Below are 16396 nucleotides of genomic sequence, written 5' to 3'. Positions count from 1 at the left end.
AGGTGCAAATAAACACACTGTATTTTATTTCAATTACCCCAACCTTCAAGGCTAGCGTATGATCGGCAGGGTATTACTTAGCAGCACACATAACACAACACCCAGTGACATAATAAACCATAGCTTTGCAAATTTTGTTTGTTGACATGCATTGTAATAACACTGGGTGGGGTTATCCGGGTCAATCAAAATAAACGTAGGTTCGTTGGCACTAAATGAGTCACATAACTGGGTTCTATAAGCAGTTTGACAACTATATTGTTTATCTAAAAAAGTAAATTCAACTAATAAACTTTGCTCAGACAACATTTCCATCGGACCCGTTTTATGCTGCTTCACTTTTATTAAATTATTGACTTGTACTTGTCGCCACACGCGTTTTTTTAAGCGCTTTCTTTTACCTTGCCAGTATAATAACGACGCCATAACCAGCATTACTGCGCCTAAAACCAATAGCCAGCTCATAAAACCAACCTATACACTAAATGCGCCGTTAGCAAATCACTTAACGCCATCCCGACTGATTTAAACACAGTAATATCATCACCTGAACGTACAAAACTGACATCATGTAGCTCACTTAGTTCAGCAACAACAAACGCGCTATCGATCAGTCCTTCCGAGATCGGAATGAGTACTTCCCCCGCTTCATTAAGCACGTTTACGCGGCTATCTACAAACAATTTAGAGCGGGTAACCGTTATCGAGTCACACTCTCTGTATTGTTTATGATGATTACCTATCAAATCAACATGGGCTCCAGGCTTTAACCAAGCGCCATTAAAAAGTGGTTCATGAGATCCAGTTGCACAACTGACTATATCTGCACTGTTTATTGTCGCTTCGTTTGCATTTCCAGATATAAATTTAATACCTTTAAACTTAGTCGAAAGTGTTGAAATTAATGATGCTACTTTTGCTTTATCACGAGCAACCAAGGTCACTTTTTCTATCGGTCGTACGGACAAGTGCGCTTCTATCATATAAAGTGCCAAATTACCGGAGCCAAAAAATACCAAATGACGGCTGTCAGGGCGAGACAAGTAAGAAGATGCTAAAGCAGACACACTTGCGGTGCGCCAAAACGTCACGCTTGTACCGTCAATCAAGGCTAATGGTTCACCGTGTTGTCTGTCGAAAAGCATAATTTTCGAGTATAAGCTTTTAAACCCTTTTTCTGCATTACTTGGAAAATAAGTGAATGACTTAACCCCAATGACTTCATTGTTCCATGCCGGTAACACCGCAAAAGCATCATGATTGTTCGCATCTTCTGTAAGAGGAAACACCTGTCTTGGTGGCGTACCAGCAGGCTTTGCAAATCCTATTTTTAGCGCTTCAATCACAGCCTTAAAATTTAAACTGCTGTGTACTTGTTGCTCTGAGATGATATGCATATCTCTGTTACTCCACTATAAATTGTTTCGGTGCATGAGTTAAACACTCAAATCCCTCGTGCGTTACCAAAATGTCGTCTTCAATCCTGACACCTCCAAACTCTGGAATGTATATCCCAGGCTCTATCGTAATTACATTTCCAGCCTGTAATACAAAATCTGTTTTCGGTGTGATAAATGGTGTTTCATGCAAATGCAACCCTAAACCATGTCCGAGCCCCTTACCTGCATATTCCTCATAGCCTGCGCCAAATAAAACGTGTTCTGACGCTGCGTTCAATGCAATACAATTTATGCCTGATTTAACCAGTTCAAGACTGCTATTTTGCGCCGCAATAACCGTATCATAGATATGCTGTTGCTTAGCTGTTGCTAATTGATAAACATAGGTGCGGGTCATATCTGAGCGATATCCATTAACCACAGCGCCAAAGTCAATGAGGATCATGTCACCCTCTTTAAGCTGTGTGTTGCCAGGCTTACCATGAGGCAATGCACTACGAGACCCAAATAATAGTATTGTATCAAAGCTAACACCATCAGAGCCCAGCTTCTGCATCTTGTAGTCAAGCTCAGTGGCAAGTTCTTTCTCTGTTACGCCTAAACGCACATGTCCTAACATGTCAGCAAGTGCAAGATCAGCTATTGCAGCCGCTTTTTTAATGCTTGTGACTTCCCATTCACATTTTACCGTTCTAAGTTGCTCTATCAGACCTGTTATCGGCCTAAGTACTCTATCTAGTGTGGTTGCGATTTCTTGCCATAAATTCACTGTAATATACGCAGCATCAAATCCTGTATCGCCGCTGGGTAAATAACGTTGAATACACGCCCCCAATGTTTCACTGCTGCGATCTCGGCACACAATTTCGCAATGTTGGCACTCTTGCTGAGCTCGCTCAAAGTAACGGTAATCTGTGATTAAAATGTATTTTTTTGGGCTAGCAATCAGATATGCTGCGTTACCGGTAAACCCTGTTAAATAGTTAATATTTTCAGGGCCAAACACCAGCATGCTATTGAGCTTACTGTCGTTCAAAGTCTGATTAAATTTGGATTGTCGAGAAGTGTACCTTGAGATCATTGCGCTATTAGAGTCGTTTTCCATGCGACACAACATAGCGCAATATTAAATTGCATACAATATTAAATATTCAATAAGTTCACATATTTGTTATTTTGTTTGCTCTGTTTTTAGTAATAATTGCTTAATGTCATCTTTGGCAGCACTAATATGCAGCTTCAAGTACTGGCATGCTTTTTCTGCATCTTTGGTTTTGCACAATTCAAGTAAAGTACGGTGCTCTTCCGGTGCGGTTTTAATACCACCCGCCAATAATATATGCATGCGCACGTAACGCTCTGAATTTTTGCTATACATAGCAACTAACTCCGCCGTTTGCGGACGATTCGCTCTGCTATACAACTTTACATGAAACTCGGCATTAAGCTTACCTGTTGCTAATTGTGTATCACCAGCTTCTGTGGCTTCTTCTAAGTCGTATAATATAGCTTCAGCTTCAAGTAAATCTCGAGGCGTTAAATTAGCGATTGAATGACGTAATAGCTCAGCCTCCAGCAATGCCCGTAAATCAAAGATTTCATCAATTTGATCTGCGCTCAGCATTGTCGCCGTTGCACCTTTATGCGCTTCAAAATTAACTAACCCTTCTGCTTCAAGTTGTAACAAGGCTTCTCTAACAGGAATGCGACTCACGTTTAACTCGTCCGCTAACGCAGCTTGACGTAATGGGTCGCCGGCTTTAATTTCTCCTGAAAGAATTTTCTCTCTTATTGCTTCTGCGACAAGTTGTGTACGTGTTTTATGCTCAATTCCCATGAGTGCCCCTATATTTTGCATTTAGCATACATTATACATATATCAGCTATTGCTGCTACATTTGACGGATAAACATCACAAATGCTGTATGATTTAATTATTATTAAGCTACAACGCGCTGGCTTAATTTATCTTCTGCCAAACCTCTCGTTCAACCAGTTTACCATTTTTATGAAGTGTATGGTGCCACAAGTCTTGCTCTATTTGATACGTAAATGCCATCGACTTACCTATCAAATTGTTTACATTGCCATATTCAACGTGCTCGGTGAAATGGGTATTATCCAATTGGTACGATCCACCTCCTGCATACAAAAATTTTCCGTTATTTTGTGTTATGTAACTAAAGTGACTTTTTGAAATTATCTTTACGGAACTTAACTCAGGCGCGCGTGCTGTAACCAGCCCTTTATCAGTTGCGTACTCTCCTTTAACAAACTGCCACGTGCCTATTAATGGATTTGCTATCACAACATTGATATTTAAAACAACCATTGCCAGCCCTAGCTTTAACCTTATCATAAATTAACCTATTGATTTTATTAAAAAACAACCAAGATATTAGAGCATATTCCATCAATTTTATCACTTGAGATACTTTCATATACTAAGCAAGCTCTCAATATAATGTAATTTTTATATAAAACACAGGTCTATTATTAATTAGTCGTAGTTCAATTAACAATAGCGAAAAATAATGTATATGAACCTCAACAAACTTCTCATGCTGGTGCTTTCTATCACTTTTATTTCACGTGAGGCACTCAGTATAGAATTGAAGTATCAAAACTTTGATGCGCTGTCTACTCAACAACAGTCTGTTGTTAAATCTTGGATAGAATATGGCGTACTGGCTAGCGAAAATACATTGGGACCATTATCCCAAGATTATGTCCCCGTTAAATTAAAACCACGATACTTTGCATTTGAGCCAGTTCCTTGGGCAACAGTAAATAGAGGTAACCCTGACGGTATTGAGCTACACTTCAACCGCTACGCAGCAGAATCTACCTTAAAAAAAGATTGGACGCTCTATCACGAAATTGCCCATTTGTATCATCCACTATTAAACTACGAAGACTTTTGGATAAGTGAAGGGTTAGCCACTTACTTGCAAAATATTACCATGTTAGAAAATGGCATTATTTCTTACCATGATTTTAAGAATCGCTTATGGTCTGGCCTCTCAAGAGGGAAACAACAAACTAAAAGTAAGCAAGGCAAATTATCCAGCGTATCAAGTAACATGTGGTCACTACGCGCACAGCAAAGAGTCTACTGGAGTGGTGTAGCATTTTTTATTGAAGCTGAAATTGCGCTAAAATCCAAAACACCATCTGCGCCCTCAGTTGCTCAACTGATCAAGCAATATCAACTATACCGCAAAGACCCCACCCAAGATACTAACCACTTTATTAGTAAGCTTGATCAGTTAAGTCACAGTGCTGTTTTTACAAACTTATATCGTAAATACATACACAGAAAAGACTTTCCAATCATTACCCGAACTCAAATTGATCAGTTGAGGCATTAATAAATGATAAAATATCATGACTAAAAGCAGCCAATGACTGCCCCGAATCGGCACTTCTTTCGTATATGGTAATATTTATATAAAGAGTAGAGCGATGAATTATAAAGAACCAGACATTTCACGAATAATTGAAATGGCGTGGGAAGATCGTACTCCTTACGAAGCAATTGATAATCTATATGGGTTATCTGAGCCTCAATTAACTAAGTTTATGCAAAACCACCTGTCTCGTCGCAGTTTTGTTACATGGAGAAAAAGACATCGAGGTCGCAAAAATAAGCACTTTCACCTGCGCCTTACAACAGTAACTCGTAGCCACTGTAAAACTCAATACAAATTAAAATAGTCTCCCAAAAAAGCCCAGTGCAATGGCGCTTCATATTATTGGCTGGCTTTTTTACAGATGGATTGCCTCTGAACAACACCAAAGCATTCATTTTGAGTTCAGAATGCAATTTAAAAAAGATTGTTTCGGTCTATTACACTATAATTGCAACACTTTTGCTAAGATTACAATTAGTTGCGCTTCATTCAATCTTATATGGGTATCAAATTGGACTATTTATCAACTTTAAAAGTAAAAACACGATTGGGAATAGGATTTGGCTTTATATTAAGCTTGCTGATTCTACTCACTATAATGGGTATCATTAAAGTTAACTTTATTGATCACACGTTGGCAGAGATTACCGATGTTAACTCTGTTAAACAACGTTATGCCATAAATTACCGAGGCAGTGTACACGACCGAGCTATTGCAATCAGAGATATCGCGATGGCACGTTCACCTCAAGAGATAACACGCTTTCAAAACGAAATTAAAGAACTCGCCGAATTCTATTTAGAATCTGAAGAAAAGATGTCAAAAATGCAAAGAGACGGCATACACTTTTCCAGAGATGAACTGCGCATCCTCAATAACATTGATAAGATCCAATCACAAACCTTACCTCTGATTGAAAGTATCATTAATGATAAACGCCGTGGAGAGGTCATGACGACAACCATTTTAGACTCGGCCCGTCCCGCGTTTATTGAGTGGTTAAATGCAATAAATGAATTTATCGATTTCCAAGAAGTTAAAAACCAGCAGTTGACCCCTGAAGCTCGCTCCGTTGCAGGTGGCTTCCAAGAGCTCATGTTGTCCCTTTGTGCACTTGCCATCGCAATATCCATTTTCGTTGGGCTTATGATAGAGCGTAGCTTTAGATCTTCCTTGGGAGGAGAACCGTTTGAGGCAGAACAAGCCATAAAAGCTATGGCCAATGGTTCCTTAACACATACTAATACGGATCACCCTACAGGCAGTATTCTCCACTCTTTATCCGAAATGAGTAAAACACTCACAACCACAGTGCGCAACATCGTCACTGCATCACAAAATGTGTCAGTGCAAGTCAATGATGTCGCTCAAGGTTCAGCTTCTGTGTTAGACGCGGCCCGCCAACAAGCATCCTTAACTTCCGATACGGCATCTAAGCTCTCTGACATGCGCCACAGTATTGATCAAGTCTCTCAAATAGCGCATTTAACGGAAAACAACTCGTCAATGACAACTGACAATGCCAAGCAAGGTCGAGAGCTCGTATTCGATGCAGCCCAAGAAATGGAAAAAATTGCCACGACAGTTGATGAAGCAGTAAACCAAGTAAAAAAATTGGAAGAAAGAACCAAAGAGATTGGCGGTATTGTTAATGTGATCAGTGGCATTTCTGAACAAACCAACTTACTAGCGCTCAATGCTGCTATTGAAGCGGCCCGCGCCGGAGAAACCGGCCGAGGATTTGCCGTTGTCGCCGACGAAGTTAGGCAGCTAGCACAGAGAACAGGTGAGGCAACCTCACAAATTGAAACAATGATCTCTGAAGTGCAAACCGAGACAGCGGCCAGCGTATCAGCAATGGAAACAACCCAACCCCAAGTGGAAAGTGGTAAAGAACGTACAACTAAAGCAAGCGAGCTTCTCGCTAATATTGAAGAGCAGGCTGCAGATTCACTTAACAGAATAAAAGAAGTCGCCAAGGCCACCTCGGATCAAGTTAATGTAGTCAGTGATATAGCCACTGCGATGGAACAAATATCCGCGATGTCATCAGACGCTATTCATTCAATGCAAAATAATGAAAAAGCCGTAGATTCGCTGAATAACCTATCTAGTCAGCTTAAAGGGGAAGTGGACTACTTCAAAATTTAACATTCGACGCCTGAAATCTAAATAAGCATTCAGGCGTCTTTTTTCCACTATAATTGGGTCTAAACAACATAATTGGATAGACTATGGGATTGAATTGGATACCTTGGGTTATTTCAATGACGCTTTCTCCTGCACCATTATTTAATGCGCTAAATGAAATTAAATCGCTTAACCGAACCGCACCAAATAAAGCGCTGCAATACTATGAAGAAATCATAGACCGCATTCCAGTCATCCCCTCAAAAGGTTCAATGGAGCTGCATTTGGCTGGACTAGAAGCCGCGATTCGAGCTAATAATAGCCAACTCATCTCACATTCACTGGGTATCATTACTCAGACCCGCTGGCTTGATACGGCTACAGATAGCCATTTTCGCATATTCGTACCAATGGCCATCCATCATCGCAGAATAGGTGATTATGACTATGCAAAATATTTGAACTTATGTGCACTTAATTGGGCTGCAACAGCCCGTGACTATACCAAAGTAGTTGGTAATTTGACCGTTGTATATCGTTATACCGGACAACATGAAGAAGCGGTCACATTACTCCAAAAATCACTACTTCGCGCCAGCACTCAAACTGTAAAAGCAGGAGTTTATAACAACCTCGGTAACTTTTATCTACTTGAGAAAGACTATGAACAAGCCGAGTCTATGTATAAAAAAGCGCTAAAAATTCATAATTTAGAGAATGATACCTTGCTGTCGTCAAGTGTTGGTTTAAACCTTTTGTACATCATGACCCAACAACAAGATTGGCAAAGCTTTGCGCGTTACAAAGACGCTATACAACAAACCGTTACACACAGTGGAAAAGCTGACTTTATTGAGTATCTAAATTGGCTATTACTCGTATTTCGCACGCGCGGTGATGGCACATTATTAGCAACTGATGAGGTTGACAGATTAAATACACATATGTCCATGTTAGTCACGACTGAAATTGCACCGTCAATTGCCGAGTTTGTATTATTGTTTGACCATAAAGAATTAAGCGCGTCGTGGGACCAAGTCTACCCTTTACCTATCAACAAAATAGTTAGCACTGGCAAACGTGCTCCTATTGAACTCTCATGCTCACCTCAGGCCCAGTGAATTACTGCTATAACGGTTTCAATAATCATAAATAGTACTTATAATTACATTAATTTATTTAAAAACTCAGTGAGCAAAGATGAACAACAAAGATCTATACCGGAGCAATCCATTAACCGGTGTTAAACTTGACCAAGTGATTAACGAACTTGTCGAGCAGTATGGTTGGGAGCTTCTTCATGCATATTTACAGCTTAACTGTTTTAAAAATAACCCGAGTACCGAATCAACCGTAAAGTTTTTAAAAAAAACAGTATGGGCACAAGAAAAAGTGGAAAATTTTTACCTGTACCGCTTAAAAAACCTACCTAAGCCTGATGATGTACAATACGAACTGCCCCCACGCGACCGTATTATTCCTGAAGGTCATGTACCAGGCACACCGTGCGAGTTAAGCTTTTCGGATGCAAAACGTATCCAAGAAAAAAAAGCGGCTAAAGATAGAGCCCGTACAAGAAAGCAACGTTCATCTGCACAAAACCCCTGGGGTAACTAATCATGTATCGCTGGGCAGCTGCCCAGCTTATTTTTGTATTAATGTTACGCTTTATAAAAGCAGCAATATTTAGCAATAACCTCACCTTTCACCCTTGCTCATAGCGTTTCACTAAATCATCAATTTTAGGCTTTAAACTTTTGATAATATGATTAATTTCTTCAACTTGCTCTAAGGTGAAACGCTCTTTCCTAAGTAGAAAGTGCACATCATTGTCATGTACTGGATATGGCCAAACTTTCAACTTATCTAGTGCCAGTTTACTTGCTATGTATTGACCTGTAATCTTATCTTCAATAATGTAATCAACTCGTCCTATCGCTAAAAGCTCTGCTCTGCGTTTAATGCTCGCAATCGCAATAAACTGCTCTTGATATTTATCTTGATTAGCCAAATCTTTGACTTCTTCTCCATAATACGAGCCTAAGCTCACACCAATACGAATGTTTTGAGTTAGAATTTGTTCTAAAGAAGTGATATTAACCGGTGAATTAATTGAAAATAGTCGCATTTTTTCTGTGCGATAAGGCGCGGAATAGAGCCCGAGTTTGGCCCTTTCTTTCGTATAACTGGTCATCAGAACAACATCCACGGAGCCGCGCTCAAGTTCATTAAAACTGCGAGCTGAAGAGGGCAGTTTTACAAAAAATGTGCACTGCCCCCATTGCTTGAAAACCATTTTTGCGATATTCACATCTAAACCATCAGCTCCAGATGCAGTCAACATGGTGAGCGGAGGCCACTCTACCACAAAACCCACTTTAACTGGGTCAATACATTCCTTCGCTGTATTTACAAATGAAACACACAAAAGCAAAGTTGCAATACTAAATTTAAATATATATGTAATGATTGGCATAGCTTTAGATACGAGGAAAAGCGACGCCGCTTTTCCTCACAGTACCTTAAAACTGCTTAATTACTTTAACTTGATCTGTCACAGCACCTGAAGAAACAAATCCGATTGTATCAGGGTTAGCGGCAATCATTTTCAGCACTTCGGCATCATTCGACACCTCTTTTGGCGGCGTTCCTTTACCAGTAAAAATTAATTTAGACCAATACGCTTTAAGTTGCGCTGAAGATTTATTCAACACTTTGTCGTTAAACTCATCGGTTACCGCACTCCCCGCTCCTTGCGAAATTGGGATAACTTTATTGCCATTAGAAAAAGACTTCTCTTTACCTGTAAAAATACGCTTAATTGTCGAAGCCTCAAAATTACTTCCGTTACTTGGATGAACAATAACAGACACATCAGCATATGCATTGATTGCACCGGTTAATAGCAGTAAACATGTTAACTTTTTCATGATCTATCCTCCTAAAAAACCACATCGATACCAAGTGTCAGCGCTTTACTGTCACCTGCAACGGCCAGTGATACTGAGTCATCGTTAACTTTATCATATTGAACTTTAAATGCCGCTGATGGGTGGAAATCCCACCGCACACCGACAGCTTGCGTATCGTGTTTTTCTGCATCTTGACCTTCACCTTCAAAGTTAGAAACCATCACATATGGGGTGAAATCATTGATCCGATACCCAGCACTAATCATGTAGGTATCTAAATTGCCGCCTAGATCTAATCGGTTAAATTCGGATAAGATAAAGAAATTACCAAAGTCAGCATTAGCAGCTAGCCCATAAAACTTGCCATCTCTTGAGTCTTTGCCATCCCACATGCTCGCTTCACCGTTACGGAATCGTTTGTTGGTATATTGCATATGGGTAAATCGTAGCTCTAACCAATCGTAACTTAACTGTACCACCCCCCCCAAAATATCTTCCCAGATTTCTCGCGTTGGTGTTTGAAAAAAGAAATCGGACAGAAGTTTGTTTTCGCCATCATCTTCACGCCCTGTATAAACGTTTGCAGATATCCCCCAATCTCCAATTGAGCCGTTATAAAGTACGTTTATTCCTTCATAGTTGAATATTTGCCAAGTATAATTATCAGCAGGCGCGCGCATCCAAACGTAAGCATAGCCTACATCGTAAAAATCTGAATAATAGAACAAGGGTAAGCGCTTTTTACCTGCCTGAATTGTCCAATTATCGTTAATATCGTAAGACACATATGCCCATTCAAACTCCGCGTCATAGTCATTGGCACCACGTGCAACAATTTGCCCTGTTACACTTAAACCATCTCCTAAATCACCGCTAACTTGTAAGCCTATCAGTGATTCTGGCGAAAATGAGAAATCCTCTTTATATGCACTAACAATTGGATAGTCAGCAAGAAATGTGGGTTCTAAACCGAATTGAGGAACCCCTGTTCCACTTAAAACTTTACCACCATTAATACTTGCAAACCCAGATATATTTACCTCTGCGTGAAGCGCTGTTGAAGTCAACGCTGCGAGCAAGAGAGTTGATTTTAATTTCATAGATAGCTCCGCTAATCTAGTGTTATTGGCAGAGCTAAGTATAGTTAAACATCCGAAAAAGAAAGTTTTATTGATAAAAATTGGATTGGGACTAAGCTTTACTCAGATGATGGATACATCCGATATAGGCACTCAGCCTTATGGACCGACTCATCTGGTCGTATATCACAACTAATATGTTGTAATATTGTTAGCTAATAAGGTGTTATATGTCTTCACTATTGCATTTAAAAAATCTTAGTATCTCCAAAAAGATACACGCAATAACGATCGTGGCTGTGACGGCATTTGTCGTACTGGTTATGATTAACTACAACTCTATGCAAGCAAATCAGCACTCATTGGATGAGCTTGAAAACCAAACCTATAAGCTCCTCATACTCACATCAAAAAATGTGACAACGATGCAGGCGTTAGATGAAACCTACACGCAATCAGTTACCTTTGGTGATGCCGAATTGATTGATAAAGCAGAGGGAATGAGCGAGACGTTGCTTGATAATTTAGAAGAAATACCAGCACTTAATCGTAATTTTCCAACAACGAGTACCATCAATGATATTAAAAAGTATGAGGTTATCGCAAAAAACATAGCGAATAGCATGATCGATGGAACAGCAGACTTTGCCACACTTCCTCAAAAAGCAAAACAAAAAAGTGATTTGTTTGACGAAGTGATGGCTCAGCTCAGCAGTGACCAAAAAAGAGCTGATGAGCGATTTTTCGAGCTGATCAATAATACCAAAGTTAATGCTGATAGCGCACTGACGAAAATGTTTATCGTCACGATTATTTCTTTAATTATTGTTATTATGCTGGCTGTCATGATTGCAAAGGGGATCAGTTCTGCTGCGAAAGAGGCAGCCGGGAATTTGAACTTACTCGCTGAAGGGAAAGGTTCTTTGAGCTCTCAATTAACTGTGCACTCTGCCGATGAAATTGGTCAAGTCTCTCGCAACTTCAACGCTTTTGTAAACTTGTTACGCGCAACTGTCGTTGACGTGATAGCCGTTGTTGAACCACTTACACAAAACTCAACAAGGCTCGTTGAAGGTATGCAATCTGCAGAACACGCCACCCAACAACAATCGAGTGACGCTGAAGTTGTGCGTCAATCTATGGAGGAAATGAAACAAAGCGTTGGGGATATTTCACAGTCTGCAGCAAATGCATTCCAAGCTGCTGAGCTCGCGGAAAATGCAGTTGATGAAAGTATGAAACAAATCAATGTATCTGTGGCTCAGTCTCAGGATTTAAGCGAGGAAATTAATAAGGCAGCAAATACAATCAACAAGCTTGCTGACGACACCCAAAATGTTACTCAAATCTTAAACGTGATCACCTCAATTGCAGAACAAACCAATCTACTTGCTTTGAACGCAGCTATTGAGGCTGCCAGAGCCGGTGAGCAAGGCCGAGGCTTTGCGGTGGTAGCTGATGAAGTTCGAGAGCTTGCATCTCGTACAGCTAAATCAACCAACGAAATACGCGAACTGATCAGTATTTTGACCGTCGCAGCGTCAGATTCAGTTACAGCAATGAATAGCGCAAGAGATATGGCAACAAACAATGCTCAGGCTGCCGAAGCAACAGGGACATCAATACAGTTAATTTCTGAACAAATTTTAGCCATCAACGGTATGAACTCTCAAATTGCAACGGCCACTGAAGAACAAACATCTGTTGCCGCAATGGTGGTCGATAACGTATCGAGTATGCATAGCTCTTTTGAAGAAACAATGAACTCCCTTTCTCAAGTTGGTGATGTAGCTCAAAATCTACATAAGCTATCTGACAACCTGCTCGACTCTACATCTAAGTTCAAAGTTTAGCCTATTTTTATTAATTAAAACCCCAGTACTTTTATCTGGGGTTTTAATTAATCTCAGGTTTGGATAAGGGTTTTGGAATAGGAAATATTTTGAAAACAAACTTAGGTACAACCCAATGATGATATTTTGTTCAATATCAAGGCGCTTTTATGCAGTAATAGCGGGCTATTACAAATGAAAGCAACGCCGAGAGTGAGAAAAATAGTTTTTTATTGGGCAAATTCGCTTATCTAGAGCTGAGGTTGATTACCTAAGTGTCAGGCTGCATCAATCACATTAAACATAGACACTCTATTTGCACGATAAACATCGTATAATCACAAGGAAAAAGTTGGTTATAGATAATGCGTATTGATATTACTGTTATCCACACCCACAAAAATGACATTTTTGATGTGTATTTTAATCGACTAGTCTCTTACTCTGCGAACGATTTAACCATGCTGCTGTCATCCGTAGAAATGAACAAAGATAATAATAGTGAAGAGTTTTAAAGGAAGTTAATCTAAAAGTGATATGAAAGAAGTTGAATTGAAACGGGCCTAAACGAATGGCTTAAGCCCGTCAAATGCGCTGCTTTTATTACTTGATTAGGTCTAAACCACCCATATAACCACGTAACGCTTCAGGCACAATAATACTGCCGTCGGCTTGTTGATAATTTTCTAAAATTGCAACAAGTGTACGGCCAACAGCTAAACCAGAACCATTTAAGGTATGTAGCAACTCTGGCTTTTTTTCACCCTGTCGACGGAATCTAGCCTGCATGCGACGAGATTGGAAGTCCCACATATTTGAGCACGAAGAAATTTCTCTGTAGGTGTTTTGTGCTGGCAACCAAACCTCAAGATCATAAGTTTTACACGCGCCAAAGCCCATATCACCGGTACACAATACAACCTTGCGATAAGGAAGCTCCAGTATTTGCAAAATTTGTTCTGCATGACCGGTTAGCTCTTCCAAAGCGGCCATTGAATCTTCAGGCTTAACTAACTGAACAAGTTCTACTTTATCGAATTGGTGCTGACGGATTAAGCCTCGTGTATCACGGCCATAACTGCCGGCCTCACTTCTGAAACACGGAGTGTGGGCTGTCATTTTTACTGGCAGCTCCTTTTCGTCAAAAATTTCGTCTCGCGCACAGTTGGTCAGCGGCACTTCCGCTGTTGGGATCAAACTAAAGCCATCCTGTTCAACACCATCATCACTAACCAATCCTTTCGTGTGAAATAAATCTTCAGCAAATTTTGGTAGTTGACCTGTACCTAGTAAACTATCTTTATTAACTAAATAAGGCACATACATCTCTGTATAGCCGTTTTTATCTGCGTGAGTGTCTAGCATTAACTGTACTAACGCACGATGCATACGGGCAATACCACCACGCATTACCGTGAAACGAGAGCCGGTAAGTTTCACACCAGCTTCAAAATCTAAGCCCTTACCTAAAGCTTCACCGAGGTCAACATGATCTTTCGGCTCAAAGTCATATTGCTTAGGTTCACCCCACTTCAATATTTCAACATTTTCATCTTCATCTTTACCTTCAGGTACATCTTCAGCTGGTAAGTTTGGCAACGTCATTGCTATATTGTTTAACTCAGCCAAGATCTTATCTTGCTCTGCTTTTGCAGCGCTCAGCTGGTCTCCAAGGTTTGCAACAGCATCAAGTAACGGCTGAACATCTTCACCTTTGGCTTTCGCTTGGCCAATTGCTTTGGAGCTACTATTTCGTTCACTTTGTAATTCTTGAGTTTTTGTTTGCAGTGCTTTGCGCTGTTCTTCTAACGCATTTATTGTTACTACATCCAGATCATAGCCACGCTTTGCTAAGCGTGCAGCTGCTTCTGTAATGTCTTGACGTAAATATTTTGAATCTAACATTTGCTATTTCTAACCTTTTTGCATGACCAAGCAAAGGCCTAACCAAGCCATAAAAATACACACAACCACGTTGAGTGTGACATTAAGAGCCATTTTCATAATGTGCCCTTGTTGTAATAACAACACAGAGTCCATCGAAAATGTTGAAAACGTTGTCAATGCGCCTAAAAAGCCAATCCCGAGTAAGGATTTAGCTGGGCTTACAGTAATTATTTGTTTTTCGATAAGACCATATAATATACCCATCAACAGTGAACCAAGAATATTAACGGTCAACGTGCCAAAAGGGAATCCCCTTCCTAGCAGTTTTAAGGCCATATCACTAATGAAAAACCGTAAACACGCACCAAGCGCGCCGCCAAGTGCTATTGTAAGGTACATTTTAATCATCTTGATATCTTTTTCTATTACTTTGCAAATTTTGTTGCTGTAAATATTCCAATTTCGATTTTATTTGTTTTTCTAGCCCTCTATCAGTCGGCTCATAATAAGTTCTATCTTTAATCTCTGCAGGAAAATAGTTTTCCCCGGCTGCAAATGCCCCAGTTTCATCGTGCGCGTACCGGTATTCTTCACCAAACCCTAACTCTTTCATAAGCGCCGTCGGAGCATTACGTAAATGAGCGGGAACTTGAAAGTCTGCATCCGTCGTTGCATCCCCTTTCGCTTGTTTGAATGCAACATAAACAGCATTGCTTTTGGGGGCACTGGCTAAATACAAAGTCGCTTGTGCAATAGCGCGTTCGCCTTCACTTGGGCCTACTCGTTGATAAATATCCCAAGCATTTAACGCCACTTGCATTGCTCTTGGGTCCGCATTACCTATATCTTCTGTTGCAATTGCAAGTAAGCGACGAGCGACATAGAGCGCATCGCCACCTCCCGCTAATATACGGCACAGCCAATACAAAGCGGCATCTGGACTACTTCCTCTGACAGACTTATGAAAAGCAGATATTAAGTCATAATAAATATCGCCACCTTTGTCATACTTTGCCAAATGGGTTGGTAAGATGTGGGTCAACACTGCGGAATCAATAAAAACGTTATTGTCGTTACGCTGCGCTAAATCAACCGCTTGTTCAAGTAAATTAAGTGCTTTACGGGCATCGCCCCCGCTGGCTTTTGCAAGCGCATTTACGGCCAACGAGTCAATATGAATTTCCAATTGACTCAACTGACTGTCCTCTACTATCGCGCGTGATAGTACGCTTTCAAGTTCTGAATCTGTTAATGTTTTTAGCGTATAAACACGGGCTCTAGATAGAATTGCATTGTTAAGCGCAAAACTGGGGTTTTCTGTCGTTGCTCCAATAAAAATAAAGGTGCCATTTTCTATGTGAGGTAAAAAAGCATCTTGCTGTGATTTATTAAAACGGTGTACTTCATCAACAAACAACAAAGTACGTTTTCCTTGCATTAACCGCTCCTTGGCTAGATTCACGGCATCGCGTATATCCTTAACACCTGCCGCCACAGCCGAAAGTTGCGTCAACTCAGCATCCGCATGATGGGCAATAATTTCCGCTAGTGTGGTTTTACCAACACCCGGAGGACCCCAAACAATTAGACTATGACAACGGCCTGAAAGTATGGCTTGATACAAAGGTAGCGCTGGATCTAAAATATGATTTTGCCCTATATATTCATTGAGGTTTGTAGGCCTCATACGCGCAGCCAATGGCCTTACATCTGGTGCAAAGTCAAAACCAAGATTTGTCACA

The 16396-nt window shown here is 40.4% G+C and carries 18 protein-coding genes; 7 read left to right on the top strand and 11 right to left on the bottom strand.

Annotated elements, in window-relative coordinates; translation table 11 throughout:
* Positions 1–51: 51 nt before the first annotated feature.
* From PAUR_RS08575 to PAUR_RS08555, 5 genes are all read right to left on the bottom strand, one after another.
* Entirely contained in the window at positions 52–465 is a 414-nt protein-coding gene (locus PAUR_RS08575; protein WP_192507352.1) for a hypothetical protein, read from the bottom strand.
* Entirely contained in the window at positions 462–1397 is a 936-nt protein-coding gene (locus PAUR_RS08570) for an ornithine cyclodeaminase family protein (RefSeq protein ID WP_192507351.1), read from the bottom strand. Before PAUR_RS08570 ends, PAUR_RS08575 begins: the two co-directional genes overlap by 4 nt.
* Positions 1398–1404: 7 nt before the next feature.
* Positions 1405–2505, bottom strand: a complete 1101-nt coding sequence (locus PAUR_RS08565) for a M24 family metallopeptidase (RefSeq protein ID WP_318782602.1) — start codon at positions 2503–2505, stop codon at positions 1405–1407.
* Between the two features lie 66 nt (positions 2506–2571).
* Positions 2572–3237, bottom strand: coding sequence for a GntR family transcriptional regulator (locus PAUR_RS08560; RefSeq protein WP_192507350.1), 666 nt, complete (start codon positions 3235–3237; stop codon positions 2572–2574).
* 123 nt (positions 3238–3360) lie between these two features.
* Positions 3361–3759, bottom strand: coding sequence for a hypothetical protein (locus tag PAUR_RS08555; RefSeq protein WP_225738317.1), 399 nt, complete (start codon positions 3757–3759; stop codon positions 3361–3363).
* A gap of 175 nt (positions 3760–3934) precedes the next feature.
* Between PAUR_RS08555 and PAUR_RS08550 the strand changes: the two genes are divergently transcribed.
* The 5 genes from PAUR_RS08550 to PAUR_RS08530 all read left to right on the top strand — a co-directional run bounded on the left by PAUR_RS08550 (position 3935) and on the right by PAUR_RS08530 (position 8561).
* Entirely contained in the window at positions 3935–4771 is an 837-nt protein-coding gene (locus PAUR_RS08550; RefSeq protein WP_225738316.1) for a M61 family metallopeptidase, read from the top strand.
* Between the two features lie 94 nt (positions 4772–4865).
* A complete protein-coding gene (locus PAUR_RS08545; protein ID WP_192507348.1) occupies positions 4866–5117 on the top strand; it encodes a TIGR03643 family protein in 252 nt (83 codons plus the stop codon).
* A gap of 207 nt (positions 5118–5324) precedes the next feature.
* Positions 5325–6965 carry a methyl-accepting chemotaxis protein gene (locus PAUR_RS08540; protein ID WP_192507347.1) on the top strand — a complete coding sequence of 547 codons (1641 nt, stop codon included), beginning with the start codon at positions 5325–5327 and terminating at the stop codon, positions 6963–6965.
* An 83-nt stretch (positions 6966–7048) separates the two neighbouring features.
* On the top strand, positions 7049–8065 hold the full coding sequence (locus PAUR_RS08535; RefSeq protein ID WP_192507346.1) for a tetratricopeptide repeat protein: 1017 nt from the start codon (positions 7049–7051) through the stop codon (positions 8063–8065).
* A 79-nt stretch (positions 8066–8144) separates the two neighbouring features.
* The gene (locus tag PAUR_RS08530) at positions 8145–8561 is read left to right on the top strand and encodes a VF530 family protein (protein ID WP_192507345.1); all 417 of its coding nucleotides are present in this window, start codon (positions 8145–8147) and stop codon (positions 8559–8561) included.
* An 88-nt stretch (positions 8562–8649) separates the two neighbouring features.
* Here the strand turns inward: PAUR_RS08530 and PAUR_RS08525 are convergent, their stop codons facing one another.
* Genes PAUR_RS08525 through PAUR_RS08515 form a run of 3 tightly spaced genes read right to left on the bottom strand, consistent with a single transcriptional unit; the run spans position 8650 to position 10956 of the window.
* Positions 8650–9420 (bottom strand): substrate-binding periplasmic protein, encoded by a 771-nt coding sequence (locus tag PAUR_RS08525; protein WP_192507344.1) that lies wholly within the window; start codon positions 9418–9420, stop codon positions 8650–8652.
* A gap of 46 nt (positions 9421–9466) precedes the next feature.
* Positions 9467–9874: a type 2 periplasmic-binding domain-containing protein gene (locus PAUR_RS08520; RefSeq protein ID WP_192507343.1), complete on the bottom strand. Its 408-nt coding sequence runs from the start codon at positions 9872–9874 to the stop codon at positions 9467–9469.
* Between the two features lie 11 nt (positions 9875–9885).
* Positions 9886–10956, bottom strand: coding sequence for a porin (locus tag PAUR_RS08515; RefSeq protein WP_192507342.1), 1071 nt, complete (start codon positions 10954–10956; stop codon positions 9886–9888).
* A 209-nt stretch (positions 10957–11165) separates the two neighbouring features.
* Here PAUR_RS08515 and PAUR_RS08510 point away from each other — a divergent pair, with 209 nt between their 5' ends.
* Together PAUR_RS08510 and PAUR_RS08505 are read left to right on the top strand one after the other, a co-directional pair.
* Positions 11166–12788 carry a methyl-accepting chemotaxis protein gene (locus PAUR_RS08510; RefSeq protein WP_192507341.1) on the top strand — a complete coding sequence of 541 codons (1623 nt, stop codon included), beginning with the start codon at positions 11166–11168 and terminating at the stop codon, positions 12786–12788.
* Between the two features lie 344 nt (positions 12789–13132).
* A complete protein-coding gene (locus tag PAUR_RS08505; RefSeq protein WP_192507340.1) occupies positions 13133–13282 on the top strand; it encodes a hypothetical protein in 150 nt (49 codons plus the stop codon).
* An 88-nt stretch (positions 13283–13370) separates the two neighbouring features.
* Here PAUR_RS08505 and serS read toward each other — a convergent pair whose 3' ends face one another.
* From serS to PAUR_RS08490, 3 genes are read right to left on the bottom strand one after another with little or no spacing between them, the layout of a single operon-like run.
* Positions 13371–14672, bottom strand: a complete 1302-nt coding sequence (gene serS, locus PAUR_RS08500; RefSeq protein ID WP_192507339.1) for a serine--tRNA ligase — start codon at positions 14670–14672, stop codon at positions 13371–13373.
* A 9-nt stretch (positions 14673–14681) separates the two neighbouring features.
* The gene (crcB, locus tag PAUR_RS08495; RefSeq protein WP_192507338.1) at positions 14682–15062 is read right to left on the bottom strand and encodes a fluoride efflux transporter CrcB; all 381 of its coding nucleotides are present in this window, start codon (positions 15060–15062) and stop codon (positions 14682–14684) included.
* Positions 15055–16395 (bottom strand): replication-associated recombination protein A, encoded by a 1341-nt coding sequence (locus PAUR_RS08490; RefSeq protein WP_192507337.1) that lies wholly within the window; start codon positions 16393–16395, stop codon positions 15055–15057. The genes crcB and PAUR_RS08490 overlap by 8 nt, the downstream gene beginning before the upstream one ends.
* Position 16396: the final 1 nt, after the last annotated feature.

This window comes from Pseudoalteromonas aurantia 208, from assembly GCF_014858725.1.
GTDB lineage: Bacteria > Pseudomonadota > Gammaproteobacteria > Enterobacterales > Alteromonadaceae > Pseudoalteromonas > Pseudoalteromonas aurantia.
Note: the sequence above shows the minus strand (reverse complement) of the source record. Positions and strands in the feature narration are given on the sequence as shown.

Excerpts from the sequence above, each read along its gene's own strand:
- PAUR_RS08575 (WP_192507352.1), bottom strand. The coding sequence starts at position 465 with ATGAGCTGGCTATTGGTTTTAGGCGCAGTAATGCTGGTTATGGCGTCG.
- PAUR_RS08570 (WP_192507351.1), bottom strand. The coding sequence starts at position 1,397 with ATGCATATCATCTCAGAGCAACAAGTACACAGCAGTTTAAATTTTAAG.
- PAUR_RS08565 (WP_318782602.1), bottom strand. The coding sequence starts at position 2,505 with ATGGAAAACGACTCTAATAGCGCAATGATCTCAAGGTACACTTCTCGA.
- PAUR_RS08560 (WP_192507350.1), bottom strand. The coding sequence starts at position 3,237 with ATGGGAATTGAGCATAAAACACGTACACAACTTGTCGCAGAAGCAATA.
- PAUR_RS08555 (WP_225738317.1), bottom strand. The coding sequence starts at position 3,759 with ATGATAAGGTTAAAGCTAGGGCTGGCAATGGTTGTTTTAAATATCAAT.
- PAUR_RS08550 (WP_225738316.1), top strand. The coding sequence starts at position 3,935 with ATGTATATGAACCTCAACAAACTTCTCATGCTGGTGCTTTCTATCACT.
- PAUR_RS08545 (WP_192507348.1), top strand. The coding sequence starts at position 4,866 with ATGAATTATAAAGAACCAGACATTTCACGAATAATTGAAATGGCGTGG.
- PAUR_RS08535 (WP_192507346.1), top strand. The coding sequence starts at position 7,049 with ATGGGATTGAATTGGATACCTTGGGTTATTTCAATGACGCTTTCTCCT.
- PAUR_RS08530 (WP_192507345.1), top strand. The coding sequence starts at position 8,145 with ATGAACAACAAAGATCTATACCGGAGCAATCCATTAACCGGTGTTAAA.
- PAUR_RS08525 (WP_192507344.1), bottom strand. The coding sequence starts at position 9,420 with ATGCCAATCATTACATATATATTTAAATTTAGTATTGCAACTTTGCTT.
- PAUR_RS08520 (WP_192507343.1), bottom strand. The coding sequence starts at position 9,874 with ATGAAAAAGTTAACATGTTTACTGCTATTAACCGGTGCAATCAATGCA.
- PAUR_RS08515 (WP_192507342.1), bottom strand. The coding sequence starts at position 10,956 with ATGAAATTAAAATCAACTCTCTTGCTCGCAGCGTTGACTTCAACAGCG.
- PAUR_RS08510 (WP_192507341.1), top strand. The coding sequence starts at position 11,166 with ATGTCTTCACTATTGCATTTAAAAAATCTTAGTATCTCCAAAAAGATA.
- PAUR_RS08505 (WP_192507340.1), top strand. The coding sequence starts at position 13,133 with ATGCGTATTGATATTACTGTTATCCACACCCACAAAAATGACATTTTT.
- serS (WP_192507339.1), bottom strand. The coding sequence starts at position 14,672 with ATGTTAGATTCAAAATATTTACGTCAAGACATTACAGAAGCAGCTGCA.
- crcB (WP_192507338.1), bottom strand. The coding sequence starts at position 15,062 with ATGATTAAAATGTACCTTACAATAGCACTTGGCGGCGCGCTTGGTGCG.